This is a genomic window from Polaribacter sp. AHE13PA (genome assembly GCF_019278505.1).
Classification (GTDB): Bacteria; Bacteroidota; Bacteroidia; order Flavobacteriales; family Flavobacteriaceae; genus Polaribacter.
In genome coordinates, this window is the sequence record NZ_CP058985.1 from 2462501 (window position 1) to 2478890 (window position 16390).

At 31.9% G+C, this 16390-nt stretch carries 10 protein-coding genes and 1 rRNA gene (1 of these 11 only partly in view); 10 read left to right on the forward strand and 1 reads right to left on the reverse strand.

Annotated features, from left to right (window positions below):
• A 16S ribosomal RNA gene (locus tag H0I28_RS10670) occupies positions 1-962 on the reverse strand (it extends 556 nt beyond the left edge of the window).
• A 1333-nt stretch (positions 963-2295) separates the two neighbouring features.
• Here H0I28_RS10670 and thrS point away from each other — a divergent pair.
• The 10 genes from thrS to H0I28_RS10720 all read left to right on the forward strand — a co-directional run bounded on the left by thrS (position 2296) and on the right by H0I28_RS10720 (position 15615).
• Positions 2296-4236, forward strand: a complete 1941-nt coding sequence (gene thrS, locus H0I28_RS10675; protein WP_218731447.1) for a threonine--tRNA ligase — start codon at positions 2296-2298, stop codon at positions 4234-4236.
• Positions 4237-4351: 115 nt separating this feature from the next.
• Complete coding sequence (gene infC / locus H0I28_RS10680) at positions 4352-4870, forward strand: translation initiation factor IF-3 (RefSeq protein WP_165733851.1); 519 nt, start codon at positions 4352-4354, stop codon at positions 4868-4870.
• 124 nt (positions 4871-4994) lie between these two features.
• Positions 4995-5192, forward strand: a complete 198-nt coding sequence (gene rpmI / locus H0I28_RS10685) for a 50S ribosomal protein L35 (RefSeq protein WP_165733707.1) — start codon at positions 4995-4997, stop codon at positions 5190-5192.
• 112 nt (positions 5193-5304) lie between these two features.
• Positions 5305-5649 carry a 50S ribosomal protein L20 gene (gene rplT / locus H0I28_RS10690; protein ID WP_068450935.1) on the forward strand — a complete coding sequence of 115 codons (345 nt, stop codon included), beginning with the start codon at positions 5305-5307 and terminating at the stop codon, positions 5647-5649.
• An 84-nt stretch (positions 5650-5733) separates the two neighbouring features.
• Positions 5734-6312 (forward strand): hypothetical protein, encoded by a 579-nt coding sequence (locus tag H0I28_RS10695; RefSeq protein ID WP_218731448.1) that lies wholly within the window; start codon positions 5734-5736, stop codon positions 6310-6312.
• Between the two features lie 210 nt (positions 6313-6522).
• Positions 6523-7728: a glycogen synthase gene (gene glgA, locus H0I28_RS10700; RefSeq protein ID WP_218759083.1), complete on the forward strand. Its 1206-nt coding sequence runs from the start codon at positions 6523-6525 to the stop codon at positions 7726-7728.
• Between the two features lie 4 nt (positions 7729-7732).
• Entirely contained in the window at positions 7733-8998 is a 1266-nt protein-coding gene (locus H0I28_RS10705; protein ID WP_218759084.1) for a glucose-1-phosphate adenylyltransferase, read from the forward strand.
• A gap of 42 nt (positions 8999-9040) precedes the next feature.
• Positions 9041-10978: an alpha-1,4-glucan--maltose-1-phosphate maltosyltransferase gene (locus tag H0I28_RS10710; protein WP_218759085.1), complete on the forward strand. Its 1938-nt coding sequence runs from the start codon at positions 9041-9043 to the stop codon at positions 10976-10978.
• A gap of 46 nt (positions 10979-11024) precedes the next feature.
• The gene (glgB, locus tag H0I28_RS10715) at positions 11025-12932 is read left to right on the forward strand and encodes a 1,4-alpha-glucan branching protein GlgB (protein ID WP_218759086.1); all 1908 of its coding nucleotides are present in this window, start codon (positions 11025-11027) and stop codon (positions 12930-12932) included.
• Between the two features lie 277 nt (positions 12933-13209).
• Complete coding sequence (locus tag H0I28_RS10720) at positions 13210-15615, forward strand: glycoside hydrolase family 31 protein (protein ID WP_218759087.1); 2406 nt, start codon at positions 13210-13212, stop codon at positions 15613-15615.
• Positions 15616-16390: the final 775 nt, after the last annotated feature.

Sequence of the window (16390 nt, forward strand, 5' to 3'; positions counted from 1 at the left end):
CTCGCGTATCATCGAATTAAACCACATGCTCCACCGCTTGTGCGGGCCCCCGTCAATTCCTTTGAGTTTCAGTCTTGCGACCGTACTCCCCAGGTGGGATACTTATCACTTTCGCTTAGTCACTGAGCTAATGCCCAACAACTAGTATCCATCGTTTACGGCGTGGACTACCAGGGTATCTAATCCTGTTCGCTCCCCACGCTTTCGTCCCTCAGCGTCAGTACATACGTAGTAGACTGCCTTCGCAATCGGTATTCTGTGTAATATCTATGCATTTCACCGCTACACTACACATTCTATCTACTTCCATATGACTCAAGTCAACCAGTATCAAAGGCAGTTCCATAGTTGAGCTATGGGATTTCACCTCTGACTTAATCGACCGCCTGCGGACCCTTTAAACCCAATGATTCCGGATAACGCTCGGACCCTCCGTATTACCGCGGCTGCTGGCACGGAGTTAGCCGGTCCTTATTCTTACAGTACCGTCAAGCTGGTATACATACCAGTGTTTCTTCCTGTATAAAAGAAGTTTACAACCCATAGGGCAGTCATCCTTCACGCGGCATGGCTGGGTCAGAGTTGCCTCCATTGCCCAATATTCCTCACTGCTGCCTCCCGTAGGAGTCTGGTCCGTGTCTCAGTACCAGTGTGGGGGATCTCCCTCTCAGGACCCCTACCTATCAAAGTCATGGTAAGCCGTTACCTTACCATCTAACTAATAGGACGCATAGCCATCTTTTACCAATAAATCTTTAATTAAGTCTTGATGCCAAAACTCAATACCATGGAGCATTAATCTTCATTTCTAAAGGCTATTCTCCAGTAAAAGGTAGGTTCTATACGCGTTACGCACCCGTGCGCCGGTCGTCATCTGTGCAAGCACAATGTTACCCCTCGACTTGCATGTGTTAAGCCTGCCGCTAGCGTTCATCCTGAGCCAGGATCAAACTCTTCATTGTATATTTTAAATATTTTAATGAATAAGTTTCAAAAGAATTTGTTTAAATAAATCTAAACATGGTTATTCTACTCTTTAATTACGCTGTCAATTTCAATATTTTCAATGAACTTTGTTTTAATCTTAAAAAGCAACTTAAAAGCTACTCCCTAAATAAAACTTTGTAGAAATGTTAGACTCGAACTAACTGACTCTTTTAAGAGTCATTCCAAATTTTCTCTGATCGTTTTCGCTGTATTTCTTAGCGGCTGCAAACATACAAACTATTTCTAATCTGACAATAAAAAATTAAACTTTTTTTTATTTTTTTTTGTTTACTCTAAAACTAAAAAACTCTTGAACGTTTTTGCCGAAAATTTCGGACTGCAAACATACAACTCTTTTTAATTATAAACCTAAGGAAATTGTTATTTTATTTTTAATAAAATTTTGACATTTTATCTAATTAAAATACTAATAATCACCTTACTTACAACTCCTCAATGAACGTTGCTAACTGTGTGATATTACTGTTAGCGGGTGCAAACTTACAACTCATTTTTAATCTAACAACTATTTTTTTACCTTTATTTTAATTTAATTTTACAATGCGTTTTAAGACACTTGTTTTTAACTGTTTATGAAGAAAGTTTTTTTGAGGGTATTTTGAAGATTTTAGGTTCTGGGGTGGTTTTGGAAGTGGATGCTTGTTTTTAACACAGAGGAACAGAGAAAACATAATAGTGGTAATAGACATTATTATTGTTTGAGATTTGTTGAAATATGCGTTGTTCTATGAAATAGTGTGGTTAAAAGTATTTAGTTCGTTAAGAATTACATCATTTCTGGCGCAATAATAGTTCTTGCTATGGTTCTTTTTGTAAAAAAAGTACTTGGGCTGATAACTCTGGAGATATTTGAAATGAGAATCCCTACAAAGTAATACTTAAAATCGGAATAATATGAGCTCTTATATAAGTTAACATTTTACGGAAATATGCAATTATGGAAATATAAGTTCAAGATGAAATTGTTTAACGTCCTGCAATGACATTTCTATTGTAAGAAAGGAAATTAAAAACCACGCTTAGTGAAAGTGAAAAAAGCAGTTTCTTTATTAATGACAAAAGTTAAAACAGATTAAATAGATTCTCTATAAGTACAGAAGCCCGTGTTAGGGATTGAAGCAATTGTTTGAGCTCTTTTTTGTTTTAAAAAAAAGCGAGTGCGGAAAGCCCGACCGCACTTTTTTGTGCGGGAACACCCGAAAAAAAATAGTATTTAATAAGTAGTCATATATATTGTGTGAAATATTGTTTTCTAATATCTTTGTATCCTCAAATATTATACATTAAATGATTAAAATAACTTTACCTGACGGAACTATTAAGGAGTTTGCTAAAAATAGCACTCCGATGGATGTTGCAAAAAGCATTAGTGAAGGGTTTGCTAGAAACGTAATATCTGCAAACTTTAACGACGTAACTGTTGAAACCTCTACCCCACTAACCACGGATGGTTCTTTAACTTTATATACATTTAATGATGATGGCGGAAAGAAAGCTTTTTGGCATTCTTCTGCGCACGTATTAGCAGAAGCTATTTTAAGTTTTTATCCGAATGCTAAATTGACTATTGGACCAGCTATTGAAAATGGTTTCTATTATGATATTGATTTAGGAGAAGATGTTATTTCTGATAAAGACTTCCCTTCTATTGAAAAGAAATTTTTAGAGATTGCTCGAGGAAAACATGAGTTTTCTTTACGTTCTGTTTCTAAGGCAGATGCTTTATCATTATATAAAGCAGAAAATAACGAATATAAAGTTGAGTTGATTGAAAACTTAACAGACGGAGAAATCACTTTTTGTGATCATAGTAACTTTACAGATTTATGTAGAGGAGGTCACATACCAAATACAGGAATTATAAAAGCGATTAAAATAATGAGCGTTGCTGGTGCTTATTGGCGCGGTGATGAAAAGAATAATCAGTTAACTCGTGTTTATGGAATTAGTTTTCCGAAACAAAAATTGCTAACTGAATATTTAGAGCTATTAGAAGAAGCTAAAAAACGTGACCATAGAAAATTAGGTAAAGAATTAGAGTTGTTTACTTTTTCTCAGAAAGTTGGTGCTGGTTTGCCTTTATGGTTACCAAAAGGCGCTGCTTTACGTAATCGTTTACAAGATTTCTTAAAGGTAGCACAAAAGAAAGCTGGTTATGAAGAAGTAATGACACCTCATATTGGTCAGAAAGAATTATATGTTACTTCTGGTCATTATGAAAAATATGGTGAAGACAGTTTTCAGACAATAAAAACCCCTAAAATGGATGAGGAGTTTTTGTTAAAACCGATGAACTGCCCACACCACTGTGAAGTTTATAATTTTAAGCCTTATTCTTATAAAGATTTACCAAAACGTTTTGCTGAATTTGGAACCGTTTATAGATACGAACAAAGTGGAGAGTTACATGGTTTAACGCGTGTTAGAGGTTTTACACAAGATGATGCGCATATTTTTTGTACACCAGAACAATTAGATCAAGAATTTAAAGATGTTATCGACTTAGTTTTATATGTTTTTGGTTCTTTAGGTTTTGAAAATTTTACAGCACAGGTTTCTATTAGAGATAAAAGCAACCCTGATAAATATATTGGAGATACTGAAACTTGGGAAATTGCCGAAAATGCAATTATAAGTGCTGCAACTGATAAAGGTTTAAATTTTGTGATTGAAGAAGGTGAAGCTGCCTTTTATGGTCCTAAATTAGACTTTATGGTGAAGGACGCTTTAGGCAGAAGTTGGCAACTTGGAACGATACAAGTTGACTATAATTTACCAAAACGTTTTGATTTAACCTATAAAGGAGCAGATAATCAACTACACAGACCGGTGATGATTCACAGAGCACCATTTGGTTCTATGGAGCGCTTTATTGCCGTATTGCTAGAGCACACGGGCGGTAACTTCCCTCTTTGGTTAACTCCTGATCAGGTTATCTTATTGCCAATCAGTGATAAATATCAAAAATATTCAGAAAAAGTTTTAAAATCGTTAGAAAATTCCGAAATTCGCGCCCTGGTAGATAACCGAAGTGAGAAAACTGGTCGTAAGATTAGAGATGCAGAAGTAAGCAAAGTACCGTTTATGGTAATTGTTGGTGAAAAAGAAGAACAAGATGGCACAGTTTCTGTAAGAAGACACGGAGAAGGAGATCTTGGTACATTTACAATTGAAGAATTTATTTCTTTAATTAAAGCAGAAGAAAGTAAAACATTGAAGAAATTTTAATTAATTTTGAAATTCATCTAGAAAATAAAAAGGTTGGAAAACAACCATTAGTTAAATTTAAAATTTATAAGTCATAGCAATTCGTAGAAGCAGGTCAAGAAGACCGTTAAGAGTAATCAAAGAAGATCAACATAGAATTAATGAGAAAATAAGATATGTTGACGAAGTTCGTCTTGTGGGCGATAATATAGAAGTTGGTGTATATCCTTTAGATAAAGCTAAAGAGCTAGCCAGAGAGCAGGAATTAGATTTGGTTGAAATATCACCAAAAGCTAAACCACCTGTTTGTAAAATTATTGATTACAAGAAATTCTTGTATGAGCAAAAAAAACGTGAAAAGGTTTTAAAATCGAAAGCTACAAAAGTAACGATTAAAGAAATTCGTTTTGGACCTCAAACTGATGAGCATGATTATGAGTTTAAAAAGAAACATGCTCTTAAATTCTTACAAGAAGGTGCTAAGTTAAAAGCATTTGTATTCTTTAAAGGACGTTCTATTATATTTAAAGAACAAGGTCAAATTTTATTATTAAAATTAGCCCAAGAATTAGAGGAATATGGTAAAGTAGAACAGTTACCAAAATTAGAAGGTAAACGTATGATTATGTTTATAGCTCCTAAAAAACTAAAATAAAAAGAGTTTTTAAAGTTTAAAGCTTCTTATAGATTTTAAAGTTATGTATTATTTAACTTTAAAAAATTTATGGACTAATAACTTTAATACTAAAGATAATAAGCAAGTTAAAAACGAAGGAGAGATGCCTAAAATGAAAACCAAATCTAGCGCCAAAAAACGATTTAAAGTTACTGGTACTGGGAAAATCAAAAGAAAGCACGCGTTTAAAAGTCACATCTTAACAAAGAAGTCTAAAAAACGTAAGCTAGCCTTGACACATTCTGCATTAGTTCACAAAGCTGATGAATCGAATATCAAGCAACAATTAAACTTAAAGTAAATTTAAGTTTAAACAGGAAATTTAATTATTAACCATGTAATGTAGCAATTAAAAGTCATTTTTAATTAAAAGTACGTAAGTAGCGTCGCTCTTTACAAAACACATTGAAATTATGCCAAGATCAGTAAATTCAGTAGCCTCAAGAAAAAGAAGAAAAAAAATCTTGAAGGCTGCAAAAGGTTACTTCGGACGTAGAAAAAACGTTTACACAGTAGCAAAAAATGCAGTTGAAAAAGGTATGCTTTATGCATACAGAGACCGTAAAAACAATAAGAGAAACTTCCGTTCTTTATGGATTGTGCGTATTAACGCAGCAGCTCGTTTACACGGAATGTCTTACTCTCAGTTTATGGGGAAAGTTAAAGCTAACCAAATCGAATTAAACCGTAAGGTTTTAGCTGATTTAGCTGTAAACAACCCAGACGCTTTTAAGGCAGTTGTAGAAAAAATAAAATAAATAATAATACTTGCTTATAATAAAAACCCAAACAATTACGTTTGGGTTTTTTTTATAAATTTACAGATGTTAAAAAATCAACCAATGAAATCATTATTAATTACCTTACTATTATTTACTGCTACTTTTTCTTTTTCACAAGAACCTACAGAAGAAACAAACTCAATAGAAAATCAATTTGATAAAATTTATAGAGTATCTACTACTTATCAGTCGTATAAAGTAATTAGTAAAGATAGTTACCAGAGCTTAAAGTCGAATGTTTTAGATTCTCTTAAATCTTCAAAAATGATTATATCAAAAAAAGATATATTATTAAATGCAGAAAAAGAGAATATTGAAAAAAACAAAATTCTTCTATCTAAAACACAATTAGATTTAGAAGCTGCTTTAATAAAAGAAAATTCTATTTCGGTTGCAGGTTTACAGCTAAGTAAGGTAACGTATAACCTTATACTTTGGAGTATTGTAATTATCTTACTTTTAGCACTATCTTATTTTATATTTAAATTCACTAGAAGTAACGTGCTAACAAGAGAAGCTAAAGATAATTTAGCAGAGATAGAAGAAGAGTTTGAGAAACACAGAAAAAACACCTTAGACAAAGAGCAAAAACTTAGAAGACAATTGCAAGATGAAATAAATAAACAGAGAAATAGTTAATTTCACATGCAAAAAATTCATTAATTAAACATAAACTCTAAAATCAATGATAATTTTATATTAAGGCTCACAAATTACACCTTAATATTATCACTTTCGTAATATTTATGACTGAAATAAAAATACCCTCAATTATTTAGTCCATTAAATAGTATTTTGTTAACTTAGGATTTCTAAAAAAAACTAAACCAACTTAATTACTAAAATTTTATGAAAGCCCTTTTTTATACTAGAGAATATCCTCCTTATGTATATGGTGGCGCTGGTGTTCATGTAGAATATCTTGCTGCAGAATTAGCGAAGCTTATGTCTGTAGATGTTAGATGTTTTGGAGATCAGAATGACACTAACAATAACCCAACTGTAAAGGGTTTTCCCTATGAAAACCCTATTTTCGATAACTCAGACGATAAGCTTAAAGCCATCTTTAAAACTTTAAGTACGGGTCTTCATATGAATGCAGATCCCATAGATGCAGATGTTGTACACTGCCATACTTGGTACTCGCACTTTGCAGGGATTGTAGCTAAACTTTGCTACGGTATTCCTTTAGTAATTACTACACACTCTTTAGAACCATTAAGACCTTGGAAAAGGGAACAACTAGGTCGTGGTTACGATGCTTCTTCTTGGATAGAAAAAACAGCTATTGAAATGGCTGATGCCTTAATTGCTGTTTCTGAAGAAACAAAAGAAGATGTTTTAAAGCATTTTAATGTAGATGAATCTAAAATTAAGGTTATTTACAACGGTATTAACTTACAACAATACATTACAACTACTGAAACCTCTACTCTAGATGAATATGGTGTAGATAAAAACAAACCTTATGTACTTTTTGTTGGAAGAATAACAAGACAAAAAGGAATTATTCATTTGGTAAATGCCATAAAATACATTGACTCAGATACTCAAATAGTACTTTGTGCTGGTGCACCTGATACTCCTGAAATTGGTGCGGAAATGAAGGATGCTGTTAACGAGGTTAAAAAAACTCGTGAAAATGTAATCTGGATTGATAAGATGGTCTCCAAAGAAGAAATTATACAATTATATTCTCATGCGGATGTATTCTGCTGTCCATCTATTTACGAACCTTTTGGTATTATAAATATAGAAGCAATGGCTTGTAATACAGCTGTTGTAGCTAGTGCAGTTGGTGGTATCAAAGAAGTTGTTGTGCATGGAGAAACAGGTTTCCTAATCCCTGTAGAACAACAAGACGCAGCTCCATTTGAACCCATAAACCCAGATAAATTTGCTAGAGATTTAGCAGAAGGAGTTAATAAAGTTATTAGTGACCCTGAATTAAGGGAAACGATGGCTCAAAAAGGAAGAAAAAGAGTAGAAGAACATTTTGATTGGATATCAATCGCTAAGCAAGTAGAAGAATTATATAAATCACTAAAAAAATAACGCAATGATAAATGAAAAAGTATTAGGAATTATTTTAGGAGGTGGACAAGGCTCCAGGTTATACCCACTAACAAAGGATAGATCTAAACCTGCTGTACCAATTGCAGGTAAATATAGACTCGTAGATATCCCTATTTCTAATTGTATCAATTCTGATATTAAAAGAATGTATGTATTAACTCAATTTAATTCTGCTTCTTTAAATAGACATATAAAAAATACTTATCATTTTAGTTTCTTTAGTTCTGCTTTTGTAGATGTTTTGGCGGCCGAACAAACCATTAAAAGTGATAAATGGTTTCAAGGAACAGCTGATGCTGTAAGACAAAGTATGCAACATTTTTTAGCAAACGATTTTGAATACGCTTTAATTCTTTCTGGTGATCAATTATATCAGATGGATTTTAATGATATGATTAAAAAGCACGAAGATAGTGGCGCAGAAATATCTATCGCTACGTATCCTGTAGAAGCTAAAGATGCAACCTCATTTGGTTTACTAAAAACAAATGAAGAAAATATAATTACTTCATTTATAGAAAAACCCGCAGCAGAGTTATTACCTGATTGGACTTCTGATGTAGGTAATCAAATGAAAGCACAAGGAAGAGACTACTTAGCGTCTATGGGTATCTATATATTTAATAGAGATTTATTAATAGAGTTAATGAGTAATCCTGATACAAATGATTTTGGTAAGGAAATTATTCCTCAAGCAATTGATAAGCATAAAACATTTAGTTATCAATATGAAGGTTATTGGGAAGATATTGGTACTATAGAGTCTTTCTTTGAAGCAAATTTAGGTTTAACAGATGATGTACCTCAATTTAATTTATATGATGAAAAAGGAATTTATACAAGACCAAGAATATTACCTACTTCTAAGATTGCGGGTTCAATTTTAAATAAAGTAGTTATAGGAGACGGTTGTCTGATTCATGCAGAAAAAATAGAAAGATCTGTTATTGGTATTCGTTCGAGAATTGGAAAAAACTCTTTAATATCCAATACCTATATGATGGGTAACGATTCTTATGAAACTTTAGACGAAGTGTCAGAAAATAATATTGATATTATGATGGGAATTGGAGACAGATGTTACATACACAACTGTATTGTAGATAAAAACTGTAGAATTGGTGATGATGTTAGAATTAATGGAGGAAAGCACATAAAAGATGTAGAAACAGATACCTATATGGTTAAAGACGGTATTGTAGTTATTAAAAAAGATGCTATTATTCCTAAAGGAACAAACATAGGATAGCACATTTTTTTACTTTTTTATTATTTAAACTTAACAAAATTAATGCAAAATCAAAGTAGAATTGTAATAGAAAATATTGCTCCACAAATAAACCACGGAACAGTAAATATTAAACGTGTTGTAGATGAAATTGTAAATGTAACTGCAGATGTTTTAGTTGATGGTCATGATGTACTTCAGGCTAATTTATTATTCAAACATGAAAAAGATAATGAATGGTCAGAAATTAGAATGACACCAACATCTAATGACGAGTATTTAGCAAGCTTTCAAACATCAAAACAAGGTTATTATTCATATAAAATTGAAGGTTGGGTAGATTATGCCTTAAACTGGCAACATGGTTTAGGTAGAAAAATTGATGATTCTCAACATGTAAGTTCAGAGCTTTTAGAAGGAGCAGAACTTTTAGCTCCAATGCTAGAAAAGGTTTCTTCTGAGGATAAAAATTACTTACTGCACCTTATATTCATCTTTAAAAATAATGAAACTTATTCTGAAGCTGTAAAAGAAGCTGTCTCTAAAAGATTAACATCTATTTTTAAAAAACATCCAGAGAAAATTTTAATAGAAACTTCTACTGAATACAAAGTGTATGTAGATAGACTAAAAGCAAGATTTAGTACTTGGTATGAATTTTTCCCACGTTCTGCTTCTGAGCAAGAAGGAAGACATGGAACTTTTAATGATTGTCACAGATTATTACCCAGAGTTGCTAAGATGGGTTTTGATACTTTATACTTCCCTCCTGTTCACCCAATTGGTGAAGTAAATAGAAAAGGTAAAAACAATACTACTGTAGCACAAGATGGAGATGTTGGTTCTACTTGGGGAATTGGCTCTAAACATGGTGGTCATAAAGACTTACATCCAGAATTAGGTTCTTTAGAAGATTTTAAAAACTTAATTACCAAAGCCAAAGAATTAGGTATTGAAGTTGCTATGGATTACGCTTTGCAAGCAGCACCAGATCATCCTTGGGTAAAAGAGCATCCAGATTGGTTTAAATGGAGACCAGACGGAACTGTACAGTATGCAGAAAATCCACCTAAGAAATACCAAGATATTCTTCCAATTTATTGGGAAAGCAAAGATTTTAAAAACCTTTGGAAAGAATGCTTAGACACTTTATTATATTGGATTGATTGTGGTATTAACGTTTTTAGAGTTGATAACCCACATACAAAACCATACTTTTTTTGGGGTTGGATTATTGCTGAAGTAAAAAAACAGCATCCAGATGTATTATTTTTAGCAGAGGCATTTACACGTCCAAAAATAATGCAGCAACTAGCAAAACAAGGTTATACACAATCCTATACTTATTTTACTTGGAGAGATTCTAAACACGAATTAATCGAGTATATGAATGAATTAACTAAAACCGAACAGAAAGAATATATGAGACCTAATTTCTGGCCAAATACTCCAGATATTAATCCGTTTCATTTACAAGGAGCTCCAGAGAGCAAATACTTACAACGTTATGCTTTAGCTGCAACTTTAAGTTCTAATATTGGTATTTACGGACCTGTTTTTGAACAAATGATAAGTGATCCTATTCCTGGTAAGGAAGAGTATTACATGTCAGAAAAATTTCAACTTTGCAATTATGATTGGTTTAAAGAAAATAAAGTAACTACTTTAATATCTAAAATCAATCACATTAGAAAAGAGCATGAATCTTATCAACAAACAAATAATATTCAATTTTTAGAAACTGGTAATGATCAAATTATAGCTTTTTATAAATGGGATGATGATAGATCTAATGAAACCATAACAGTTATAAGTTTAGATGCTTATAACTCACAATCTGGTTCTATTCAATTACCATTACAAGCCTTAAAAATAAATCATGGTCAGAAAATTGAGGTAGAAGATTTGGTAACTAGAAATTGTTACAATTGGTATAACGAGTGGAATTATGTAGAATTACATGCAACCCTTCCGTTTCATATCTTTAAAATCAATAAATAACAAAAAGTACCTTTTTAAAAAGGTACTTTTTTGAACTCATAAAACTATGGCACAAACAAAAGTACACAGTCTTTTTACAGAATTTGATATTAGCCTTTTTCAAGCAGGTAAGCATTATCGATTATACGAAAAATTTGGATCGCACATTGTTACTGTAGATGGTGTAGAAGGAACCTATTTTGCCGTTTGGGCTCCAAGCGCAAAATCGGTCGCAGTAATTGGAGATTTTAATTTTTGGTTAGAAGGAGAGCATCACTTAAATGTTCGTTGGGACGGAAGTGGTATCTGGGAAGGTTTTATTCCTAATATTGGTAAAGGAACAATTTATAAATATAAAATTAGAAGTACTAATAACGATATAACTACAGAAAAAGCAGACCCTTTTGCCAGAAGATGTGAGCATCCACCAAAAACAGCTTCTGAAGTTTGGGAAGACGACTACGCTTGGAATGATAAAAAATGGATGAAAAATAGAAAGAAAAATAATGCATTAGATGCTCCTTTTTCTGTTTATGAAGTTCATTTAGGTTCATGGAAAAAGCAAATTGAAGAAGGGCGCTTTTTAAGTTATAATGAATTAGCAGAAGAATTGGTTAATTATGTTGCAGAAATGAATTTTACCCATGTAGAATTTATGCCAATTATGGAATTTCCGTATGACCCAAGTTGGGGATATCAATTAACCGGTTATTTTGCACCAACTTCTCGTTTTGGTTATCCAGACGAATTTAAATATTTAGTAGATAAATTTCACGAAAAAGGAATTGGAGTCTTATTAGATTGGGTTCCTTCTCACTTTCCATCAGATGACCACGGATTAGGTTTCTTTGATGGCTCTCACTTATATGAACACCCAGATAGAAGAAAAGGATATCACCAAGACTGGAAAAGTTTAATTTTTAACTACGGAAGAAACGAAATAAAATCATTTCTAATTAGTAATGCTATTTTCTGGCTAGACCAATACCATGCAGATGGATTAAGAGTAGATGCAGTTGCCTCTATGTTATTCTTAGATTACTCTAGAGAAGAAGGAGAATGGGAACCAAATGAATTTGGTGGAAGAGAAAATTTAGATGCCATTAATTTTATTAAAGAGATGAATGCAGCTGTCTATGAATCTTTTCCAGACGTACAAACTATTGCAGAAGAATCTACATCATTCCCAAAAGTATCTAAACCCATTTATGATGGAGGTTTAGGTTTTGGAATGAAATGGATGATGGGTTGGATGCATGATACGCTAGATTATTTTGCAAAAGAACCTATATACAGAAAGCATCATCAAAACGAATTAACATTCAGTTTAAATTATGCATTTACAGAAAACTTTATGTTACCTCTTTCTCATGATGAAGTAGTATATGGTAAAAAATCTTTAGTAGATAAAATGCCTGGTGATGAATGGCAAAAGTTCGCAAACTTAAGAATGTTATATAGTTTGATGTACACACACCCAGGAACAAAATTATTGTTTCAAGGTGCAGAATTTGGACAAACAAGCGAATGGAATTTTAACGGAAGTTTAGATTGGCATTTATTAGAATACGGTATACATAAAGGTGCACAAAATTTAGTAAAAGACTTAAATAAACTATACAAAAAAGAACCCGCTTTACATGAAAAACAATTTTCTCATGAAGGTTTTGAATGGATAGACCATGGAGATCATGAAAATTCTGTTATGTCTTATATTAGAAAAGGAGAAAATGAAAAAGATAATATAATTGTTATCTTAAACTTAACTCCTGTTCCAAGAGAAAACTATAGAATAGGTTTACCAAAATCGGGTACCTTAAAACCTATTTTTAATAGTGATGACACCAAGTATAATGGTACTGGAAACTATGCAAACAAAAAGTTAGCTTCCGAAGAAAAGGAGTGGAATAACAGAGAAAATTCTATAGAATTAAATTTACCTCCGTTAGGAATGATTGCTTACAAGTACAAATAAATTTAAAATGTAAATCCTCTTTTTTTATCATTCTATTATTCTGACAAAAAAAGAGGAATATTTTTTTTAACTTCACAATAAGAAAACCTCATTTTTAAGACATTAAGAAAAATACCGTCAATTTAAAAAAGAAAATGTAATCTATTTATATTTAAATAAATAAGCAATATTTTTACATCTTAATTAAACCAATCCATTATCGTAGATAAAAAAGTATTCCATAATACTCTTTTACAAATAATTACGATTTTTATAAGTACAACAAACAACCAAAATTATGATTGTTAATACAGAGTTAGAACAAAAGGGAAACTTATTTCCTTCAGAAATAGTGAGCTACAAGAAAGATGTAGACACATTATACTTTACTACAAAGAACAATGTAATTTTACAACTTACTGTAGTAAGAGACAGTGTAATAAGATTTAGATACTCTACAACAGGTAAATTTGAAAACGATTTTTCTTACGGAGTTACCATTCACGCATCTAGAGGGTATTACTTTTTAGACGTAACAGAAGATGAAACTCACTATGTTGTTACAACTTCCAAATTAATCTGTAAAATAGAAAAAAGTAGTTTACAAGTTAAGCTTTTTGATGCTGTAGACTTAAAGTTAATAAACGAAGATGAAATTGGATTTCACTGGGAAGAAAGTTATGAATATGGTGGAGACATCGTAAAAATGAGTAAAGCTTGCCAAAGAGCCGAAAGTTTTTATGGTTTAGGAGATAAACCTGTAGACGTTAACTTAAAAGGTAAACGTTTTGAAAACTACGCTACAGATTCATATGCATTTGGTAAAGATACAGACCCTATATATAAAGCAATTCCTTTTTATACGGCTATACAAGGTGATAAGTCTTATGGAATTTTCTTTGACAATACTTTTAAATCACATTTCGATTTTGCACATGAAAGAAGAAATGTAGCAAGTTTTTGGGCACAAGGTGGTGAAATGAATTATTATTTTATCTACGGACCTAAAATGGAAGATGTAGTTAAAAATTATACAGATTTAACCGGTAAACCTCACGCTTTACCTCCATTATGGGCTTTAGGATTTCATCAATGTAAATGGAGTTATTTTCCTGAAAGCAACGTAAAAGAAGTTACAAAAACTTTTAGAGATTTAAAAATACCGTGTGATGCTATTTATTTAGACATCGATTATATGGATGGTTTCCGTTGTTTTACTTGGGATAAAAACCATTTTCCAGATCCTAAAAGAATGGTTAGAGAATTGGAAGAAGACGGTTTTAAAACCGTAGTTATTATAGATCCGGGAATTAAAATAGATTTAGAATACGATGTTTTTAAAGAGGCATTAGATAAAGATTATTTCTGTAAACGTGCCGATGGTCCTTATATGAAAGGTAAAGTTTGGCCTGGTGAATGTTATTTTCCAGATTATACAAAACCAGAAGTAAGAGAATGGTGGTCTGGTTTATTTAAAGAACTAATTGAAGATTTTGGAGTAAAAGGTGTTTGGAATGATATGAACGAGCCAGCAGTAATGGACGTTCCTAACAAGTCTTTCCCAGATGATGTTCGTCATGATTATGATGGAAATCCTTGTTCTCATAGAAAAGCACATAATATTTATGGAACTCAAATGGCACGTGCAACATACCATGGTTTAAAAAAATATGCATATCCAAAAAGACCATTTGTAATTACAAGATCTGCTTATTCTGGTGCGCAAAGATATACTTCTACTTGGATGGGAGATAATGTTGCTACTTGGGAACACTTAGCAATTGCTAATAACCAAGCACAAAGAATGGCTATGTCTGGTTTCTCATTTGCAGGTTCTGATATTGGTGGATTTGCAGAACAACCACAAGGTGAACTATTTGCTCGTTGGGTGCAATTAGGTGTTTTTCATGCTTTTTGTAGAGTACATTCTTCTGGAGATCATGGAGATCAAGAACCTTGGGTATTCGGAGATGAAGTTACAAACATTGTAAGAAAGTTTGTGGAACTTAGATATCAATTATTACCATATCTATATACTTGTTTCTGGAATTATATTAACGACGGAACACCAATTTTAAAATCTTTAGTTTTATACGATCAAGAAGATACTGCTACACATCATAGAAGTGATGAGTTTGTGTATGGTGAACAAATTTTAGTTTGCCCAATACAAGAACCAAATGCTAGAGGAAGAAGAATGTATATTCCTAGAGGTAAATGGTATAATTTCTGGACAAATGAGCTTGTAGTTGGTGGAAAAGAAATGTGGGTAGATGCAGACATAGATAGCATGCCAATATTTATTAAAGAAGGTGCAGTAATACCAAAATATCCAGTACAACAATATGTTGATGAAAAAGAATTTGATGAAATTACTCTAGATCTTTATTATAAAGAAGGAAAAGAATCTTCACAATTATATGATGATGCCCATGATGGATATGATTATAAAAAAGGTAGATTTAGTTTACGTACTTTTAAAGTAACAGGAAAAAAAGAAGAATTAATTATACAACAACATAAACGTGGTGACTTTAACGCAGGTTACAACAAGTTTAATATTGTGTTCCATAATTTACCTTTTACTATTACTTCTATTCAAATAGATAATGTTGAAACTTCTATAGATAGAGTTATTTCTGGAAACACTCAATCTATACTTCTAGATAAAGGTTTTTCTGAATTACATCTAATAGGAAAATAAGTTTTTTCTCACCGTTTTCAGTGAACAGACTCACCAAAAACAGTGAGATAAAATACCCCATAAATGGGTATTGCAGGGGTTAGATTTCTACCGTATATTTGTATCATAAGGAATCTTTTCCCCAAGCAAGATATAATTTGCTTAAGGTTCTTAAATATTTAAATTACACAAAAGCGATTAATAGTTATCTAAACTATAATCGCTTTTTTTTGTTATAATATTACACAGATTTTAATTTTCACAAATACATAACCCTTTCAAACGAATATGTTAAACAACTAAATAAATATTGTATTTTATAAGAACACAAAATATTACAGAAAAAGAACTTTTCAACTATATATCTTTACAAATAAAATTCATATCACTGTTTTCAGTGAGATGACTACCTGAAAACAGTGAGATAAAAATACCCCATAAATGGGTATTGTAGCATCTAAATTACAAGTATATATTTGTACCATAAGTAATCTTCCCCCTAAACAAAATAAAAATTGTTTAAGATTTCTTAAGTAATTGAATGAAAAAGAAGCGGTCTATAGTTTTTCTAAACTATGATCGCTTTTTTTTGTTACCATAAAAATAATGCTCAAATTTAAAATTGCACAAATAAAATAATCTAATGGGCAATAAAAATAACTAAATCAATGCTAGTCTTATAAAAGTTATTACAAGTAGTAGAGCAAAATAGTTTTAACAGCTATATATCTTTACAAATAAAATTTATCATCACCATTTCTGGTGAACTGACTCACCGAAAACAGTGAGTTGAAAT

Excerpts from the sequence above, each read along its gene's own strand:
- H0I28_RS10720 (WP_218759087.1), top strand. The coding sequence starts at position 13,210 with ATGATTGTTAATACAGAGTTAGAACAAAAGGGAAACTTATTTCCTTCA.
- glgA (WP_218759083.1), top strand. The coding sequence starts at position 6,523 with ATGAAAGCCCTTTTTTATACTAGAGAATATCCTCCTTATGTATATGGT.
- H0I28_RS10695 (WP_218731448.1), top strand. The coding sequence starts at position 5,734 with ATGAAATCATTATTAATTACCTTACTATTATTTACTGCTACTTTTTCT.
- H0I28_RS10705 (WP_218759084.1), top strand. The coding sequence starts at position 7,733 with ATGATAAATGAAAAAGTATTAGGAATTATTTTAGGAGGTGGACAAGGC.
- rplT (WP_068450935.1), top strand. The coding sequence starts at position 5,305 with ATGCCAAGATCAGTAAATTCAGTAGCCTCAAGAAAAAGAAGAAAAAAA.
- glgB (WP_218759086.1), top strand. The coding sequence starts at position 11,025 with ATGGCACAAACAAAAGTACACAGTCTTTTTACAGAATTTGATATTAGC.
- thrS (WP_218731447.1), top strand. The coding sequence starts at position 2,296 with ATGATTAAAATAACTTTACCTGACGGAACTATTAAGGAGTTTGCTAAA.
- H0I28_RS10710 (WP_218759085.1), top strand. The coding sequence starts at position 9,041 with ATGCAAAATCAAAGTAGAATTGTAATAGAAAATATTGCTCCACAAATA.
- rpmI (WP_165733707.1), top strand. The coding sequence starts at position 4,995 with ATGCCTAAAATGAAAACCAAATCTAGCGCCAAAAAACGATTTAAAGTT.